We start from the raw sequence: 18,433 nt of genomic DNA on the forward strand, positions 1-18,433 counted from the left end.
GATGGGGGGCGGGGGACGCCCCCCGTGCCCGCCGGCGGCCGGCGTGCCGGCCCGTACCCGGACCGTCGGCGCCCGGGGACGCCGTGACGAGTACGGTGCCGCGCCGCGGGGGTGCCGCTGCGCCCACCCGTGCCGCCCAAGCGGCACGACTGCCCGCAGCGGCGGGGTGTGTCGTCCGGCGTGTCACACGTTCAGCGCCTGCTTCAACGCGCGCAGGAAGCCGTCCGTCGTCTCCCGGTCCCGTACCGCCAGGCGCAGCCACTCCCCGCCCAGGCCCGGGAACGTGTCCCCGCGGCGGACCGCGTAGCCGAGGGCGCGCAGCCGCTCCCGTACGCCCGCCGCGTCCGGGACGTGGAGCAGGACGAAGGGGCCCTCGGCCGGCTCCACCACCCGGAGGCCGTGGGACGTGAAGTCCCGCAGGCCCGCGATCACATGGGCGCGGTTCACCACGACCGCCCGCGCCGCCTCCTCCGCCTCGGCGAGCGCCGCGGGCGACACGCACGCCTCCGCCGCCGTCAGCGCCGGCGTGGACACCGGCCACAGCGGCTGCGCCCGCTCCAGCGCCGCGACGGTCTCCGGCGCGGCGAGCACGTACCCGATGCGCAGGCCCGCCAGGCCCCACGTCTTGGTCAGGCTGCGGAGCACGACCAGGCCCGGGACGTCCGTCCGGCCGGCCAGGGCCTGCCGTTCGCCCGGGACCGCGTCCATGAACGCCTCGTCGACCACCAGCGTCCGCCCCGGACGGGCCAGCCGGGCGAGCGAGTCCGCCGGGTGCAGCACCGACGTCGGGTTGGTCGGGTTGCCGACCACCACCAGGTCCGCGTCCTCCGGGACCGCCGCCGGGTCGAGGCGGAATCCGTCGGCCTCCCGCAGCAGCACCCGGTCCACCATGTGCCCCGCGTCCCGCAGCGCCGCCTCCGGCTCGGTGAACTGCGGGTGCACCACCACCGGCCGGGACACCTTCAGCGCCCGCGCCAGCAGCACGAACGCCTCCGCCGCGCCCGCCGTCAGCAGCACCCGCTCCACCGGATGCCCGTGCCGCGCCGCCACTGCGGCCCGCGCCGCCCGCCCGTCCGGGTAGGCGGCGAGGCCCGACAGCGACGCGGCGACACGCTCCCGCAGCCACGCCGGGGGCGTGTCCGTGCGGACGTTGACCGCGAGGTCGACCAGCGCGCGGCCGTCGTCGCGGACCTCGGCGTCGCCGTGGTGGCGCAGGTCGTGGCCGGCCGCCGGATCAGTGGACATGGGAGGGGGAGTGCGCGTGACCATGACCATGATGATGCCCGTCGTCACCGGGATGGAAATGCGGCTGCTGCGCCATCCCCACCTTGTCCTCGAAGCCGGGCAGCGCGATCCGGTACACGCAGGAGTCGCAGTTCATCCGCAGATCGCCCTTCACGGCCTCCTCGTACCGCTCCAGGACCAGGTCCAGCAGCTCCGGCTCGGGGCCGATGACGTCCGCCGACCGCACCTCGGTGTCCGGGTGCGCCGCCGCCCACTCCTCGGTCTGCGTCCGCACCCGGTCCGGCAGGATCCCGGTGAACAGGAAGTACGGCAGGACGACGACCCGCCGCGCCCCCAGCCTCGCGCACCGCTCCAGCCCGCTCGGCACGTCCGGCTTCGCCAGCGACACGAACGCCGTCTCGACGCCCGCGTATCCGCGCCCCTCCCACAGCAGCCGGGCCGCCTTGAACACCTCCGCGTTGGCGTCCGGGTCCGTGGAGCCGCGCCCCACCAGCAGCACGGTCACCTCGGCCGGGTCCCAGGAGGCGTCCACCGCCTCCGCGAGCCGCCGCTCCAGCACCCGCAGCAGGGAGGGGTGCGGGCCCAGCGGACGGCCGTACGTGTACGTGATCCCCGGGTGGCGTTCCTTCTCGCGGGCCAGCGCGGCCGGGATGTCGCCCTTGGCGTGCCCGGCGGACACCAGCATCAGCGGCACGGCCGCGAACCGCCGCACCCCCCGCTCCACCAGGCCGGCGACGGCCTCGCCGAGCGGCGGCGGGGACAGTTCGATGAAGCCGCCCGCGACGGGCAGCTCGGGCCGGCGGCGGCCCAGCTCCCGCACGAAGGCGCGGAACGCCTCCGCTCCGGCGTCGTCCCGGGTGCCGTGGCCGGCGATGAGCAGGGCGGGCGGGCTGGTCACAGGGTCTCCTCGGTCGAAAGGGGGTGGTACAGCAGGGCGTTGAGCGCGGCGGCGGCGACCGCCGACCCGCCCTTCTCGGACACGTTGCTCACGGCGGGCAGTCCGCTCTCCCGCAGCGCCGCCTTGGACTCGGCGGCGCCGACGAACCCGACGGGCAGGCCGACGACGAGCGCCGGGGAGGCGTTCAGCGTCAGCAGTTCCTCCAGCGCGGTCGGGGCGCAGCCGATCACCCACAGGGCGCCAGGACCGACCTCCTCGTAGGCCAGCCGCACGGCGTGCGCGGACCGGGTGAGCCCCGGCCCGGAGCGCGCGTCCCGCAGCCGGCACACGGTCTGCCGCCGGGTGATCCCGGCCGCGACCATCTCCACGTCCGCGACGACGGGCGCACCCGCGTGCAGTGCGGCGTGCGCGCGCACCAGCTCGCCCTCGTCCATGACGAGGTCGGTGGCGTACTCCAGGTCGGCGGAGGAGTGCACCACCCGCTCCACGACCGCCCGGGTCAGCGGCGGGAGGTGCGAGGTGTCCAGACGGGCGCGCAGCCGCCGGAACGACTCCTGCTCGATGGGGTGGATCACGCGGTTCACCGGGCCTCCTCCTGCCAGCGGTAGCCGCGCGGGGTGACCATGCGCCCCGCGATCTGCCGGGTCGCCGTGTTGCCCACGGTCACGACCGTCATCATGTCGACCGTCGCCGGGTCCAGGGCGGCCAGCGTGGTCAGCCGCACGGACTCGTCCGCACGGGACGCGTTCCGTACGACTCCGACCGGGGTGGCGGGCGCCCGGTGCCCGGCGAGCAGCGCGAGCGCCTTCGGGAGCTGCCAGTCGCGGCCCCGGCTGCGCGGGTTGTAGAACGTCACCACCAGGTCCGCCTCGGCCGCCGCCCGCACCCGCCGCTCGATGACCTCCCACGGCGTGTGCAGGTCGGACAGGCTGATGGACACATGGTCGTGGCCCAGCGGCGCACCGAGCAGCGCGCCCGCCGCGAGCGCCGCGGTCACCCCGGGCACGCCGACCACGTCGATGTCGTCGGACGCCTCCGCGAGCGCCGGGGACGCCATCGCGTACACGCCCGCGTCGCCGCTGCCGATCAGTGCGACCGCCTGCCCGCGCCGGGCCTCCGCGACCGCCGTGCGGGCCCGCTCCTCCTCCGCGCCGAGCCCGGACTCCAGCACCCGCGTGCCGGGACGCAGCAGGTCGCGGATCTGGTCGACGTACTGGTCCAGGCCCACCAGCACCGAGGCGCGCCGCAGTTCGTCGCGGGCCCGCGGGGTGAGCAGGTCCCGCGCGCCGGGCCCGAGCCCGACCACCGCGAGCCGCCCCCGCCCCGGACGCCGTACGACGGCACAGGTCGCCATGGCCGGCGACCCCGCCGACTTCCGCTTGGGGACGAGGAGTTCACCTCCGCCGACGAGCGCGGCGGCCTCCGCGACGGACGCGGTGCCGACGGCGGCGAGCGCCGCGTCGGACGGGTTCGGCACCGCCACCCGCGCCAACTCCCCGGCGGGGTACGTCACCAGCGGCACCCCGAGCCGTCCGGCCGCCTCCACGAGCCCCTGCTCCCCGGCCTTGGCGTCCACGGTGGCCAGTTCGGCCACCGACGCCCGCGACAGCCCGGCCTCCCGCAACGCGTCCTCGACGAGCCCGAGCACCTCCTCCACGGGGGCGCCCTTCGACGCGCCCACCCCGACGACGAGGGTCGGCGGACGCAACACCGCCTCACCGTCGGCCGGTTCGGTCAGCCGGTCTGTCACCCGGACCGTGTACGCGCCCTCGGCGGCGACCGGGAGCGGCGGCAGCGGCCACGCCACCTCGGCGCGCAGCGCCACCGGCTCCCCGTCCAGCAGCGCCCGCGACACGGCGGCGACATCGCCCTCCACCGGCAGGCCCAGCGTGTCGAGACCGGGCAGCCCCACCGCGTCGGTCGCGGTCGTCACCACCGGCTCCGCGCCCAGCACCTCGCCGACCTCACGGGCCAGGTCGTTCGCGCCGCCGGCGTGCCCGCCGAGCAGCGACACCGCGAACCGGCCCGCCTCGTCCACGCACACCACGCCCGGGTCGCTCGCCTTGTCCGCCAGCAGCGGCGCCACCAGCCGCACCACGGCCCCGGTGGCGAGGAAACACACCAGCCGGTCGCACTCCGCGAACGCGGCCCGTACCGCGTCCGCCACCGGACCGCCGTACACCCGCGTGCGCTCCGGCCAGGCAGCGGCCAGCCGGTCCCGCGCCGCCGCTCCCGCCGCCGTGGCGGCAATGAGGCCGATCACTCGCCCACTCCTTCACTGTGCGCCGGGGGCCGGACGCCCCACAGCAGGAACACCGGATTGGCCGCCGCGAGCCGGGTCACGTCCCCGGGCAGCGGCGCGAGCCGCGACGACTGCAGCAGCACACCGTCGCAGGTCAGACCGGCGCCGGTCAGCGCCGCACGGGCGGCCGGCACCCGGTCGAGCGCCGCCAGCGCCACGACGACCGTCCGCCGCGCCCGCCGGGCGCACGCCGCGACGACCGCCGGGAGCTCCCGGCCCCCGCCGCCGACGAACACGGCGTCCGGGTCGTCGTCCAGCCCGTCCAGCACCCCGGGCGCCTCCCCGTGCACCACCCGTACGTCGACACCGTGCGCGGCGGCGTTGGCGCGCACCCGCTCCACCCCGTCCGCGTCACGTTCCACGGCCACGGTGGCCGCGCCGAGCCGCGCACACTCCACGGCCACCGACCCGGACCCCGCGCCGACGTCCCACACCAGGTCGCCGGGGCGCGGACCGAGCCGGGCCAGCGCCAGCGCCCGCACCTCGAACTTGGTGATCATCGAGTCGCGGTGGGCGAACTCCGTCTCCGCCAGCGCCCATCCGGCCGGGCGTTCCGCGAGGCCGGCGACGGTACGCACCGGCCCGAGCGCACGGGTCTCGGCCAGGCACAGCACCACGTTCACCGCCGGCCCCCAGTCCCGGCCGGCCGCCTCCCCGGGCGTCACCCGCTCCACCGACTCCCCGGCCGACCCCAGCGCCGAGGCGACGACCAGCGTCCGCCGCTCACCGCGCAGCGCCGCCCCCAGCTCGGCAGGCCCGGCGCCCGGCCCGGTCAGCACGGCGACCTTCGGATGCGCCCGGCACACGTTCACCGCCGTACGCGGGTCCCGGCCGTGCGCGCTGACCACCACGGCGTCGTCCCAGGGGAGTCCGGCCCGGGCGAAGGCGGCGGCGACGGAGGACACCCCGGGCCGTACGTCGAGCCGCTCCGGCCCGAACCGCTCGGCCAGCGCCCGCACGATCCCGAAGAACCCGGGGTCCCCGGAGGCCAGCACCACCACCGGCCGCTCCTCGGCCACGTACGCGGCGACGGTGTCGAGCGCGGGCGCCAGCGGCCCCAGCACGACCCGCTCGGCCGCCTCCGGCACCTTCACGGCGTCCAGGTGCCGCCGACCGCCGACCACCAGCGCGGCCCCTTCGGCCCCCCGGACGTCGACCGGCCCGTCCGTACCCGCCCCGATCACGGTGATCATGTGCTCGCCCCCCGCTCCCGCAGCTCCCTGCGGGCCCGCGGGTCGGCCTTGCGGAAGCCGTGGAAGTGCCCCGGGTGGTACAGGTGCGAGCGGGTGCCGTGCGCGTCGAGGGCCGGACCGACCAGGAACAGGGTGTGCTTCCACAACTTGTGCTCCTTGACCGTCTCCTCCAGCGTGCCGACCGTGCACCGCACGACCAGCTCCTCCGGCCAGGTCGCCTGGTACGCCACCACGACCGGCGTCGACGTCGGATAGCCGCCCTCCAGCAGCTCCCGCACCAGCTGCCCGCTCCTCGCCGCCGACAGGAACACCGCCATGGTGGTGCCGTGCCGCGCGAACTCGCGGACCTCCTCACCGGGCGGCATCGGCGTCTTGCCGCCGCCGAGCCGGGTGAGGATCACCGACTGCGCCACCTCCGGAATGGTCAGCTCCCGCCCCGCGAGCGCCGCCACCGCCGAGAACGACGACACCCCCGGCACGATCTCCGTCGGGATGCCCAGCTCCGCGCACCGGTCGACCTGCTCCTGGGTGCCGCCCCACAGCGCCGGGTCACCCGAGTGGATCCGCGCCACCCTGAGCCCTTCCGCCCGGGCCCGCGCGTAGACACCCACCACGTCCTCGAGGGACATGGCCGCAGAGTCGAGGATCTCGGCGCCCTCCCGCGCGTGCTCCAGGACCTCCGCCTGCACCAGGCTGGCGGCCCAGATCACCACGTCCGCCTCGGCGATGGCCCGCGCGCCGCGGAACGTCAGCAGATCGGCGGCGCCGGGACCGGCCCCGACGAAGGTCACCTTGCCGGTGGGGGCGTCGGTCATGGAAAACGGGTCCTTCCCTGCGTGCGGTCGGAAGTAGAGGTGCGGGGAGCGGCTGTCACGCGTGCGCGAGCGGCCGCTGATCGGATACGAAGAGCACATGGCGGTCCTCGTCGCGCTGGGCGCGTTCCTGATGACGCTGGCCGGCGGCTGGTCGGCACACCGTGTGACCGACCGCCGCCATCTGGTGCTGGGCCTGGCCGGCGGGCTGATGCTGGGCGTCGTCGGTCTGGAACTCCTCCCGGAGTCCCTGGAGACCGCCGGCACCGAGGTGTACGGCGTGCCGGCGGCCCTGCTGCTCTTCGTCGGCGGATTCCTGCTGGCCCACCTGGTGGAACGCCTGCTCGCCCACCGGCAGGCCGCGCACGGCGCGGGCGAGAACCACGGCCGCACCCCTGAGGTGGGGCTCACGGCCGCGGCGGCGATGGTCGGGCACAGCGCGATGGACGGCGTGGCGATCGGCGCCGCCTTCCAGGTCGGCGGAGGCATGGGCGCCGCCGTCGCGGTCGCGGTGATCGCCCACGACTTCGCCGACGGCTTCAACACGTACACACTCGCCCACGCCTACGGCAACGCCCGCCGCCGCGCCCTCGCCATGCTGGTCGCGGACGCGGTGGCACCGGTCGCCGGCGCCGCCTCCACCCTCTTCTTCACGATTCCCGAGCCGCTGCTCGGCGGTTACCTGGGCCTGTTCGGCGGCGCGCTGCTGTACCTCGCGGCGGCCGAGATCCTGCCCGAGGCGCACCACGACCACCCGGCCCGCTCCACCCTGGTGTGCACGGTCGCGGGGGTGCTGTTCATCTGGCTGGTCGTGGGCACCGCCCACTGACCGCCGGCCGGGCCGTCTCACAGCTTGCCGCCCCGTCCGCCCGCGCGCCGCGGCGGTGCGATGAGCGTCGACAGATACGGCAACGGCCGCCCGTCCAGCTCCGCCGCCGGGCGCACCGACTCCTCCGGCAGCCCGAGCGCCGACCCCCACACCGCGTCGTCGAGCCGCCCGGTCTCCCGCAGCGCCTCGGCGACCTCACCGGCCTGCCGCCCGAACTTGTACGCCACGACCGTGCCGGGCCCGGCCAGCGCCTCCTTCAGCACGGTGGCCCCGGCGGTCACCGGCACCAGGGTGAGCGGCTCCGTCCCCTCGGTCAGCACCGCCCCCGACCGCGCCGCGAGATCCTGCATGGCGGTGATCCCCGGCACGGTCTCGACGACCAGCCCCGGCACGAGTGCGCCGGCGGTCTGCGCGAGATAGGTGAACGTCGAGTAGACGTGGGGATCCCCGATCGTCGCGAACGCCACGGTGCCGCGCTCCCGCAGCAGCCCGGCGACCCGCTCACCGGCCGCGTCCCAGGCCGTCTCACGGCGCTTCCTGTCGGTCCGCTCGTTCAGCGCGAACACCACCCGGACGACCTTCTCGGCGGGCACGTAGTGCAGCACGGTCGCCTCGGCCCGCCCCCGCTCACCCGTGTCCATCACGGGGACGACGACGACGTCGGCGGCCCGCAGCGCGTTGACGCCCTTGACGGTCACCAGCTCCGGGTCCCCGGGCCCGACGCCCACCCCGATCAGCCTGCTGCTCATGACGTCCGGCACCTCTCCACGAACCGACGGGCGACACCGGGCTCGGACGCCCAGTGGGTGTGCAGATAACTGGCGTGCACGGTGCCTTCGACGAACCCTTCGACCCGCCGCCCGGGCACGCGCACTCCCCACGCGGGGGAGGCCCCGGCTCCCGGCTCGACGACCGTGCGATGGAACTCGTGCCCCCGCATCCGCGTCCCGGCCGCGGCCAGCACGCTGTCGGTGACGGCCACGGCGTCCCGGTACCCGAGCGTCAGCCGCTCCGACATCCGGGCGGAGGCATCCAGCACCCCGCACATCGGCATCCCGTCCAACTCCCGGCACAGGTACAGCAACCCGGCACACTCGGCGGCGACGGGACCCCCGCTCGCGGCAAGTTCGCCGATCTGCTTGCGCAGGGCGTCGTTGGCGGACAACTCGGAGGCGTACACCTCGGGGAACCCACCCCCGATGACGACGCCGGAGGTCCCCTCGGGCAGCTCCTCGTCCCGCAGCGGGTCGAAGGTCACGACCTCCGCACCGGCGGCGGTCAACAGCTCGGCATGCTCGGCATAGGAAAAGCTGAACGCGGCCCCACCGGCAAGGGCGATGACCGGGTCCTTCCCCTTCTCAGCCGACCAGGCCGCACCCCCCAGCCCGTCCGGCGTCCGAGGACGAGGCCCGCCAAGGGCCGCCCCCTCCACCCCGTCCGGCGTCCGAGGACGAGCGCCAAGGGCCGCCCCCTCCAGCCCGTCCGGCGTTCGAGGACGAGGCCCGCCAGGGCCGACAGGGGGTCCGGGGCGCAGCCCCAGGGACGGGGAGGGGGGGCGGCGGGGGCGAAGGAACCAGAGCAGTACCCGCATCCCAAGCCGCACCCGCCAAGGGCCCCGCACCGCGAGCCAACGCGACGAGCCCCTCAAGATCACACCCGCCGGCGACCAGCGCCCCCATCGCAGCGACAGCCTCGACGGCCAGGTCGCCCCGCTCAGCCACAGGCACAAGCCCAAGATGCCGAGACGGAGTCTCAACCCCCGCACCCCGCCGCAACACCCCCATCACCGGCACCCCAACCGCCTCCAACGCCTCCCGCAGCACGGCCTCATGCCGATCCGAGGCGACCTTGTTGAGGATCACTCCCCCGACCCGGACCTCCGGATCGAAGCTCACGAACCCCTGTACCAACGCCGCCACCGACCGCGCCTGCGCCGACGCGTCGACGACGAGCACCACCGGCGCCCGCAGCACCTTCGCCACCTGCGCGGTGGACGCCAGCTCCCCCTCGCCCGACGCCCCGTCGAACAGCCCCATCACGCCCTCGACGACGGCGATGTCACACCCCCGCGCCCCGTGCGCGAACAACGGAGCCACCAGCTCGACCCCGCACAGATACGCGTCGAGGTTCCGCCCCACCCGCCCCGTGGCGAGCGCGTGATACCCGGGATCGATGTAGTCCGGACCCACCTTGTGAGGCGACACGGCCATCCCACGCGCCGACAACGCGGCCATCAGCCCCGTGGCGACGGTGGTCTTCCCACTCCCGGAAGAAGGCGCGGCGACGACCAGCCGCGGGACGGAGCCGGCAGCCCCCGTCACCACTCGATCCCCCTCTGCCCCTTCTGCCCGACGTCCATCGGATGCTTCACCTTGGACATGTCGGTCACCAGATCGGCGAAGCCGACGAGCTCGGCCGGCGCGTTGCGCCCCGTGATCACGACATGCTGCGTCCCCGGCCGCTCCCGCAGCACGGACACCACCTCGGCCGTGTCCACCCACCCCCAGTGCATCGGGTAGGCGAACTCGTCCAGCACGTACAGCCGGTACGTCTCGGCGGCCAGGTCCCGCTTGACCTGCTCCCAGCCCTCGCGGGCCTTCTCCTCGTTGCTGACGTTGTCCCCCTGCAGCTCGCGCTGCACCCAGGACCAGCCCTCGCCCATCTTGTGCCAGGCGACGGACCCGCCCTCACCGGAGTCACCGAGCACGCGCAGCGCCCGCTCCTCGCCGACCTTCCACTTCGCCGACTTGACGAACTGGAACACCCCGATCGGCCACCCCTGGTTCCAGGCCCGCAGCGCCAGCCCGAACGCGGCCGTCGACTTGCCCTTCCCCACCCCGGTGTGGACGACGACCAGCGGCCGGTTCCGCCGCTGCCGCGTCGTCAGACCGTCGTCCGGCACGACACTCGGCTGCCCCTTCGGCATCAGGCGGCCCTCCTCTGCACGTCCTTGACCAGCCCGGCGATCGAGTCGGCCCGCAGCTCGTCCAAGGTCACGGCGGTCCCGCCCAGCTCACCGGCGAGCTGCCCGGCCAGCCCCAGCCGCACCGGCCCCGACTCGCAGTCCACGACCACCGAGGCGACGCCCTGCGCCGCGAACAGCCGAGCCGACCGCGACGCCAGCGCGACGGGCTCCGGCCCACCGGTCGCCCGCCCGTCCGTCACCACCACGACCAGCGGCCTGCGCGCCGGATCGCGCAACCGCTCCACCCGCAGCACGTCGTGCGCCTTGAGCAGTCCCGCCGCCAGCGGGGTACGCCCGCCGGTCGGCAGCGACTCCAGACGGGCCGCCGCCGCGTCCACCGACGAGGTGGGCGGCAGGGCGAGGTCGGCCGCCGACCCGCGGAAGGTCACCAGCCCCACCTTGTCGCGCCGCTGGTAGGCGTCCAGCAGCAGCGACAGCACGGCGCCCTTCACGGCGCTCATCCGCTGCCGTGCGGCCATCGACCCGGAGGCGTCCACGACGAACAGCACGAGGTTCCCCTCGCGCCCCTCGCGGGTCGCCTGCCGCAGGTCGTCCCGGCGCACGACGAGACCACGCCCCGACCGCCCCCGGGCCCGCTGGTGCGGAGCGGCGGCCCGCACGGTCGCCGCGAGGTGCAGCTTGGTCAGCGTGCCCTCGGGCCGACGCGCACCCGTCGTCCGCCCGTGCTCGCTGCGGGCCCGCGACCGCCGCCCGGCGGCCCCCTCGCCGATCCCGGGAACGCTCAGCACCTTGGTGCGGAAGGGCTCCGCGGCCCGCACGGGGGCCTGCCGGCCGCCCCCACCGGGCGCGGGCTCACCCTCACCGGTCTCGGGCCGGGCGCCGCTGTCGTCGCCCGCCGGCCCCTCGTCCGGCTCCGGCTGTCCACCGCCCCCACCGGGACCGACCGGGACCGTCGCCGCCCCCACCGGGACCGTCGCCGTCCCCGTCCGGGTCGGGGTCGTCGTCCCCGGAGAACTCCTCCAACGTCTCGTCCAGCTTGTCCTCGTCCAGCCCCGGCGCGTCGAACGGATTGCGCCGCCGCCGGTGCGGGAGGGCCAGCAGCGCGGCCTGCCGCACATCCTCCGCCAGCACCTCCGTCCGCCCGGCCCACGCGGCCAGCGCGGTCGCCGTGCGCGCCATCACGATGTCGGCCCGCATGCCGTCCACCTCGAACGCCGCACAGGTCGCCGCGATCTGCCGCAGCGCCCCGTCGCCCAGCCGCACCGACGGCAGCAACTCCCGCGCGGCGACGATCCGCCGCCGCACAGCGGCCTCCTCGTCGGCCCAGCGCGCCGCGAAGCCGGCCGGATCGTCGTCGTACGCCAGCCGCCGTCGGACGACCTCGACCCGCTGGTCCGGTTCCCGGGAGGCCGCGACCTCGACGGTCAGGCCGAACCGGTCCAGCAGCTGCGGCCGCAGCTCGCCCTCCTCGGGGTTCATGGTCCCGACCAGCAGGAACCGCGCCGCGTGCCGCACGGACACGCCCTCCCGCTCCACGTACGAGGCGCCCATCGCCGCCGCGTCCAGCAGCAGGTCGACCAGGTGGTCATGGAGGAGATTCACCTCGTCCACGTACAAAATGCCCCGGTGTGCGGCGGCCAGCAGACCGGGTTCGAACGCCTTCACGCCCTCCGCCAGCGCCCGCTCGATGTCGAGCGCGCCCACCAGCCGGTCCTCGGAGGCACCGACGGGCAGCTCGACCATGCGCGCGGGACGCGCACCGCCGGCCGTGCCTTCGTGCGGCCCGTCCGGGCACCCCGGGTCGGGTGCGGCCGGGTCGCAGGAGAACCGGCAGCCCGGCACCACGGCGACCTCCGGCAGCAGCGCGGAGAGGGCCCGCACGGCGGTCGACTTCGCGGTGCCCTTCTCGCCGCGCACCAGCACACCGCCGACGGACGGCGACACCGCGTTCAGCAGCAGCGCGAGCCGCAGGTCGTCCTGGCCCACCACGGCCGTGAAAGGAAAGGGGGTGGTCACTGGTCGTCGCCCTCCGAGTCGCCTTCGAGGTCGCCCTCGAGTTCCAGGTAGGTGGCGCGCAGCCGCTCCAGCGTGCCGGCGTCGGGCTCCGCCCACAGCCCGCGCTCCGCCGCCTCCAGCAAACGCTCCGTGATGCCCCGCAGCGCCCACGGGTTGGACTGCTTCATGAACTCCCGGTTCTCCGGCGAGAACACGTACTCCGCGCTGAGCTTCTCGTACATCCAGTCGTCCACGACGCCGGCCGTGGCGTCGTAGCCGAACAGGTAGTCCACGGTCGCCGCCATCTCGAAGGCGCCCTTGTAGCCGTGCCTGCGCATCGCCGCCATCCAGCGCGGGTTGACCACCCGCGCCCGGAACACCCGGTGCGTCTCCTCGCCCAGCGTGCGCGTCCTCACCTGGTCCGGGGTCGCCGAGTCACCCACGTACGCCTCGGGGCTCTCGCCCGTGAGGTGCCGGACCATGGCGACCATGCCGCCGTGGTACTGGAAGTAGTCGTCCGCGTCGACGAGATCGTGTTCACGGGTGTCGACGTTCTTCGCCGCCACCGCGATCCGCCTGAACGCCGTCTCCATGTCGCCGCGCGCCGCCCGCCCGTCGAGCCCGCGCCCGTAGGCGTAGCCGCCCCACACCGCGTACACCTCCGCGAGGTCGGCGTCGGAGCGCCAGTTCCGGGCGTCGATCAGCGGCAGCAGCCCCGCCCCGTACGCCCCCGGCTTGGAGCCGAAGATGCGCGCGGTGGCCCGCCGCCGGTCACCGTGCGCGGCGGCGTCCTCCTCCACGTGCGCCCGTACGTAGTTGGACCCGGCCGGCTCGTCCAGCTCGGCCACCGCCCGCACGGCGTCGTCGATCAGCCCCACGACGTGGGGGAACGCGTCCCGGAAGAATCCGGAGATGCGGACCGTGACGTCGACGCGGGGGCGGCCCAGCTCCTCCAGGGGCACGATCTCGAAGCCGGTCACGCGGCGGGACGCGTCGTCCCACACCGGACGGCAGCCCAGCAGCGCCAGGATCTCGGCGATGTCGTCACCCTGTGTGCGCATCGCGGACGTGCCCCACACCGTCAGGCCGACGGACCGCGGGTACGCGCCCGTGTCCTCCAGGTACCGCCGGACCAGCGAGTCCGCCAGCGACTGCCCGACCTCCCAACTCAGCCGCGACGGGATGGCCTTGGGGTCGACCGAGTAGAAGTTCCGGCCGGTCGGCAGCACGTTGACCAGCCCGCGCGTGGGCGAGCCGGAGGGACCTGCCGGGACGTACCCGCCGTCCAGCGCGTGCAGGATGTGCCCAATCTCGTCCGTCGTCCGGGCCAGCCGGGGCACGACCTCCTCGCACGCGAACCGCAACACGGCCACCGCGTCCGCGAGTTCCGTGCCCAGCACGTTCCGCACCAGCCCCGGCACGGTGTCGGCCGCCCAGTCCCGCTCCTCCATGCCCTCCGCGAGCCGTCGGCACAGCTGCTCGAGGAGGTCGATCGCGTCGGCGGCCGTACGCGACGGGCCGTCCACCAGGTCCGTCAGCTCCGCCGGCGCCTTCACCGGCGCGCCCGGCTCGGCCAGCAGGTCCTTCTCCACCAGCCCGAAGTGTGCGGCGAGGCAGGCCCGCAGACCAGGCAGGGCGTTGGCCCGCCCGCCCCACACCTGCGAGGCGCGCAGCACCGCCAGCACCAGGTTCACCCGCGGCTCACCGACCGGTCCGCCGCCGAGGATGTGCAGGCCGTCGCGGATCTGCACGTCCTTGATCTCGCACAGGTAGCCGTCGATGTGCATGACGAACTCGTCGAACGCGTCGTCGTCCGGCTGGTCGTCGACGTGCAGGTCGTGATGCAGCTCGGCGGCCTTCACCAGTGTCCAGATCTGCGCCCGCACGGCCGGGGCCTTCACCGGGTCCAGGTCGGAGACCAGCGCGTACTCGTCGAGCAACTGCTCCAGCTTGGCCAGGTCCCCGTACGTGTCGGCGCGGGCCATCGGCGGCACCAGGTGGTCGACGACCGTGGCGTGCCCGCGCCGCTTGGCCTGCGTGCCCTCGCCGGGGTCGTTCACGATGAACGGGTACACCAGCGGCAGATCGCCCAGCACCGCGTCCGGCGCGCACCCGGCGCTCAGCCCGAGGCCCTTGCCGGGCAGCCACTCCATCGTGCCGTGCTTGCCCATGTGGACGACGGCGTCGGCGCCGAAGCTGTTCTCCAGCCAGCGGTAGGCGGCCAGGTAGTGGTGGGACGGCGGCATGTCCGGGTCGTGGTAGATCGCGATGGGGTTCTCCCCGAAGCCGCGCGGCGGCTGGATCATCACCACCACGTTCCCGAACTGGAGGGACGCCAGCACGATGTCGTCCCCGTCGACGTACAGCGAGCCCGGCGGCTCACCCCACGCCTCGGTCATCGCCTCCCTCAACTCCCGGTCCAGCGTGGCGAACCAGGCCCGGTAGTCGGCCAGCGGCACCCGCGCGGGCGCGGCGGCCAGCTGCTCCTCCGTCAGCCACTCCACGTCGTGCCCGCCGGCCGCGATCAGCCGGTGGATCAGCTCGTCACCCTCGGCGGGGTGCCCCTCGACCTCGTATCCGGCGTCCCGCAGCGCGTCCAGCACGCGTACCGCCGACGCGGGCGTGTCCAGGCCCACCGCGTTGCCGACACGCGAGTGCTTCGTCGGGTACGCGGTGAAGACCAGCGCCAGTTTCTTCTCCGCGTTCGGCTTGTGGCGCAGGGCCGCGTGCCGTACGGCGATCCCGGCGACCCGCGCCGCCCGCCCGGGATCGGCGACGTACACCGGCACGTCGCCCGGGCCTTGCTCCTTGAAGGAGAAGGGGACCGTGATCAGCCGGCCGTCGAACTCGGGGATGGCGACCTGCATGGCCGCGTCCATGGGCGAGAGGGCCGCGTCGGACTCCTCCCAGGCCGCGCGCGAGGACGTCAGGCACAGCCCCTGCAGCACCGGCACGTCCAGTTCGGCGAGCGCGCCCACGTCCCAGGCCTCCTCCTCGCCGCCCGCCGACGCCTGCGAGGCGTGGGTGCCGCCGGCCGCGAGCACGGTGGCGACCAGGGCGTCCGCTCGCCCGAGCAGCTCGTACAACCCCGGGTCGGCGCCGCGCAGCGAACCGCAGTACACCGGTAGCGCGTTGGCGCCGCGTGCCTCGATCGCGTCGCACAGGGTGTCCACGAAGGCGGTGTTGCCGCTGAGTTCGTGCGCACGGTAGAAGAGCACACCGACCGTCGGCCGCCCCGGCCTGGCCGTACGCGCTCCGTGCACCCCGAACTCCGGCATCCTGCGCGGCTGTTCGAAGCCCTCGCCGGTCAGCAGCACCGTGTCCGACAGGAACCGGGCCAGCTCCGCGAGGTTCTCCGGGCCGCCCTCGACGAGGTACCGCAGCGCCTCGGCCACCACGCCCGCCGGGACGCTGGACTCGGCCATCAGCTCCGCGTCCGGCACGGTCTCCCCGCCGAGCAGCACCGTGGGGATGCCGGACGCCTTGAGCGCGGCCAGCCCGTCCTCCCAGGCCCGCCTGCCGCCCAGCAGCCGCACCACCGCGAGATCGGATCCGTCGAGCAGCGCGGGCAGTTCCTCCGCGACGTCCACGCGGGTGGGGTTGCCGATCCGGTAGCCGGCGCCGGAGGCACGGGCCGCCAGCAGGTCCGTGTCGGCGGTCGACAACAACAACACAGTGCTCATGCGGGAGCTCCCGGGGGGATGAAGGGCAGTCCTGGTGGCGCGCCGGACTCGATGAGCCGCCACAGCGCGTCGGTGTCCGCGTGCTGTTCGATCAGGTCGCCGAGCCGGTCGAGCTGCTCCTCGCGCAGCGCGGCGAAAGAGGTGTCGGGGGCCGGCACGAAACGGCGTCCCGCGTGCTCGGCCACCACGCGCAGGAAGGCCCGCCGGAACCCGTCCGACTCCAGCGCTCCGTGCCAGTGCGTGCCCCAGGCCGCGCCGACCCGGCAGCCGTCCAGGCTCTGTCCTTGGCCGTCGGAGACGAACGGGTCCCCGCCGAGGACTTCGGCGACCCCATGATGGATCTCGTACCCCTCGACGCGCTCGCCGAGGGCCTCGCCGACCGGGCGCGCCAGGGTCTTCCCACGGGCGAACCGCACCCGCACCGGCAGGACGCCTAGCCCGTCCACCTGGCCCGCGCGGCTCTCCACGTCGTCCTCGATGTGCTCGCCGAGCAGCTGGAAGCCGCCGCAGATGCCCAGCAGCGGCCGGCCCTCGGCGGCCCGGCGCACCAGCGCGTCCGCCAGCCCGCGCTCCCGCAGCCAGCGCAGCGCCCGCACGGTCCCGCGGGTGCCCGGCACGACCACGAGGTCCGCGTCGGCGAGTTCGTCCGGACGGTCCACGAACCGCACCACGACGCCCGGTTCGGCGGCGAGCGCGTCCACGTCCGTGAAGTTCGACATCAACGGCACCGCGCACACCGCGACCCGCAGCACCTCCTCGCCGGCCGGCGCGGCCACCGCGGACTCCCGCACGGCGCCCCTGAGGGACACCCTGAGCCCGTCCTCCTCGTCGATCCCCAGCCCGTGCCGGAACGGCAGCACGCCGTAGGCGTGCCGCCCGGTCAGGCCGTGCAGCATCTCCAGGCCCGGCTCCAGCAGCGAGACGTCCCCGCGGAACTTGTTCACCAGGAACCCGGCGACCAGCTCCTGGTCCTCCTGGGAGAGCAGGGCGACCGTGCCGAAGAAGGAGGCGAACACGCCGCCCCGGTCGATGTCCCCGACCACGAGGACCGGCAGTCCGGCGTTGCGGGCGACGCCCATGTTCACGATGTCGGTGCGCCGCAGGTTGATCTCGGCCGGGCTCCCGGCGCCCTCGCAGATCACCGCGTCGTACTCGCTCCGCAGCCGCTCCAGGCAGTCGAGGACCGTGCCGAGGAGGCTCTCCTGGCGACCGCCGTGGTACCCGCGGGCGCTCATCTCGCCGACCGGGCGGCCCATCAGCACCACCTGGCTGGACCGCTCGCCGCCCGGCTTCAGCAGCACCGGGTTCATCAGCGCCGTCGGCTCCACCCGGCACGCCTGCGCCTGCATGGCCTGGGCCCGCCCGATCTCGGCGCCCTCCCGCGTGACGAACGAGTTCAGCGACATGTTCTGCGCCTTGAACGGAGCGACCTTCACCCCTTGGCGCACCAGCCACCGGCAGATCCCGGCGGTGACCACGCTCTTGCCGGCGTCCGAGGTGGTCCCGGCGACCAGCAGTCCGCCCCCGCTCACTTCGCACGTCCCTTCCGTACGCGCCGCGCGGCCACCCCGGCCGCGAGCGCCAGCCAGCCGACCCGCCGCGACAGGCGCACCGCCCGGTCGATGTCGGTGACGGCGACGGGGCGCCCGCCGCCGTTGAGGACGGGCCGGTGCTCGACCCGGCCGCCGTAGGACAGCGTCCCGCCGAGCCGCACGCCGAGCGCGCCCGCGAAGGACGCCTCCACGGGGCCCGCGTTGGGGCTCGGGTGCTTCGCCGCGTCCGCGCGCCAGGCCCGTACCGCCCCGCGCGGGTCCGGCCCGGACAGGGCGGCGAGCGCGGCCGTCAGGCGTGCGCCCGGCCAGCCGGCGACGTCGTCGAGGCGGGCCGAGGCCCAGCCGTAGCGGAGGTGGCGGGGTGACTTGTGACCCACCATCGCGTCCAGGGTGTTGACGGCCCGGAAGCCCACCAGACCCGGCACCCCGGCGACCGCGCCCCACACGAGGGCGCCCACCACGGCGTCGGAGGTGTTCTCGGCGACGGACTCCACCACGGCGCGGGCGATCCCGTCGGCGTCCAGGGCCTGCGGGTCCCGGCCGCACAGGTGCGGCAGCCGCTCCCGGGCCGCCTCGACGTCACCGGCCTCCAGCGCGCGCCCGACGGCACGCGCCTCCCGGGCCAGCGAGGTCCCGCCGACGACGGCCCAGGTGGCGACGCCGGTCAGGACGACGGAGGCGGCGGGACTACGGCGTACGGCGCGGGCGGCCAGGCCCGAGAGCGCGACCGCGCCGCCGACGCACACGGCGGTGTGCACGGCCCCGCGGCCCCGGTCGTCCCGCCACAGCACCCGCTCCACGGCAGCCGCGGCCCGCCCGAACGCGGCGACCGGATGCCCGCGGCGGGGATCGCCGAGGAGCAGGTCGCCCAGGAGGCCGGCGGCGGCGCCGTACGCGAACACGCGATCGGCACCCATGGGTTCAGCCGGTGACGGATCCGGAGGGAACGGCCCCGGAAGGGGGCGGGGAGTCGTTGTTCGACCTCGACAGGCAGCCG

General features: G+C 75.1%; 12 protein-coding genes and 2 pseudogenes. 1 reads left to right on the plus strand and 13 read right to left on the minus strand.

Features of this window, described 5'->3' with window-relative positions; all coding sequences use genetic code 11:
• Positions 1-183: 183 nt before the first annotated feature.
• From cobC to cobM, 6 genes are read right to left on the minus strand one after another with little or no spacing between them, the layout of a single operon-like run.
• On the minus strand, positions 184-1,245 hold the full coding sequence (cobC, locus tag F3L20_RS08505; RefSeq protein WP_150153530.1) for an Rv2231c family pyridoxal phosphate-dependent protein CobC: 1,062 nt from the start codon (positions 1,243-1,245) through the stop codon (positions 184-186).
• Positions 1,235-2,143 (minus strand): sirohydrochlorin chelatase, encoded by a 909-nt coding sequence (locus tag F3L20_RS08510; protein WP_150153532.1) that lies wholly within the window; start codon positions 2,141-2,143, stop codon positions 1,235-1,237. Before F3L20_RS08510 ends, cobC begins: the two co-directional genes overlap by 11 nt.
• On the minus strand, positions 2,140-2,727 hold the full coding sequence (locus F3L20_RS08515; protein ID WP_150153534.1) for a precorrin-8X methylmutase: 588 nt from the start codon (positions 2,725-2,727) through the stop codon (positions 2,140-2,142). The genes F3L20_RS08510 and F3L20_RS08515 overlap by 4 nt, the downstream gene beginning before the upstream one ends.
• A complete protein-coding gene (gene cobJ, locus F3L20_RS08520) occupies positions 2,724-4,406 on the minus strand; it encodes a precorrin-3B C(17)-methyltransferase (RefSeq protein ID WP_150153536.1) in 1,683 nt (560 codons plus the stop codon). The genes F3L20_RS08515 and cobJ overlap by 4 nt, the downstream gene beginning before the upstream one ends.
• Entirely contained in the window at positions 4,403-5,638 is a 1,236-nt protein-coding gene (gene cbiE, locus F3L20_RS08525) for a precorrin-6y C5,15-methyltransferase (decarboxylating) subunit CbiE (protein ID WP_150153538.1), read from the minus strand. Before cbiE ends, cobJ begins: the two co-directional genes overlap by 4 nt.
• Positions 5,635-6,453, minus strand: a complete 819-nt coding sequence (gene cobM / locus F3L20_RS08530) for a precorrin-4 C(11)-methyltransferase (protein ID WP_145825094.1) — start codon at positions 6,451-6,453, stop codon at positions 5,635-5,637. The genes cbiE and cobM overlap by 4 nt, the downstream gene beginning before the upstream one ends.
• A 97-nt stretch (positions 6,454-6,550) precedes the next feature.
• Here cobM and F3L20_RS08535 point away from each other — a divergent pair, with 97 nt between their 5' ends.
• The gene (locus tag F3L20_RS08535; protein ID WP_145825093.1) at positions 6,551-7,279 is read left to right on the plus strand and encodes a ZIP family metal transporter; all 729 of its coding nucleotides are present in this window, start codon (positions 6,551-6,553) and stop codon (positions 7,277-7,279) included.
• A 17-nt stretch (positions 7,280-7,296) separates the two neighbouring features.
• Here F3L20_RS08535 and cobI read toward each other — a convergent pair whose 3' ends face one another.
• From cobI to F3L20_RS08570, 7 genes and pseudogenes are all read right to left on the minus strand, one after another.
• Positions 7,297-8,028, minus strand: coding sequence for a precorrin-2 C(20)-methyltransferase (gene cobI / locus F3L20_RS08540; RefSeq protein WP_150153540.1), 732 nt, complete (start codon positions 8,026-8,028; stop codon positions 7,297-7,299).
• Positions 8,025-9,603, minus strand: a pseudogene (locus tag F3L20_RS08545) (cobyrinate a,c-diamide synthase). Before F3L20_RS08545 ends, cobI begins: the two are co-directional and overlap by 4 nt.
• A complete protein-coding gene (cobO, locus tag F3L20_RS08550) occupies positions 9,597-10,205 on the minus strand; it encodes a cob(I)yrinic acid a,c-diamide adenosyltransferase (protein WP_145825090.1) in 609 nt (202 codons plus the stop codon). Before cobO ends, F3L20_RS08545 begins: the two are co-directional and overlap by 7 nt.
• Positions 10,205-12,221: pseudogene (locus F3L20_RS08555) on the minus strand (putative cobaltochelatase). The gene cobO and the pseudogene F3L20_RS08555 overlap by 1 nt, the downstream one beginning before the upstream one ends.
• Complete coding sequence (gene cobN, locus F3L20_RS08560) at positions 12,218-15,883, minus strand: cobaltochelatase subunit CobN (protein WP_150153542.1); 3,666 nt, start codon at positions 15,881-15,883, stop codon at positions 12,218-12,220. The pseudogene F3L20_RS08555 and the gene cobN overlap by 4 nt, the downstream one beginning before the upstream one ends.
• Positions 15,880-17,415, minus strand: coding sequence for a cobyric acid synthase (locus F3L20_RS08565; protein ID WP_150153544.1), 1,536 nt, complete (start codon positions 17,413-17,415; stop codon positions 15,880-15,882). Before F3L20_RS08565 ends, cobN begins: the two co-directional genes overlap by 4 nt.
• On the minus strand, positions 17,412-18,353 hold the full coding sequence (locus tag F3L20_RS08570; protein ID WP_150153546.1) for a cobalamin biosynthesis protein: 942 nt from the start codon (positions 18,351-18,353) through the stop codon (positions 17,412-17,414). Before F3L20_RS08570 ends, F3L20_RS08565 begins: the two co-directional genes overlap by 4 nt.
• Between the last annotated feature and the right edge of the window lie 80 nt (positions 18,354-18,433).

Origin of the sequence: Streptomyces tendae, from assembly GCF_008632955.1 — a bacterium.
Lineage (GTDB): Bacteria > Actinomycetota > Actinomycetes > Streptomycetales > Streptomycetaceae > Streptomyces.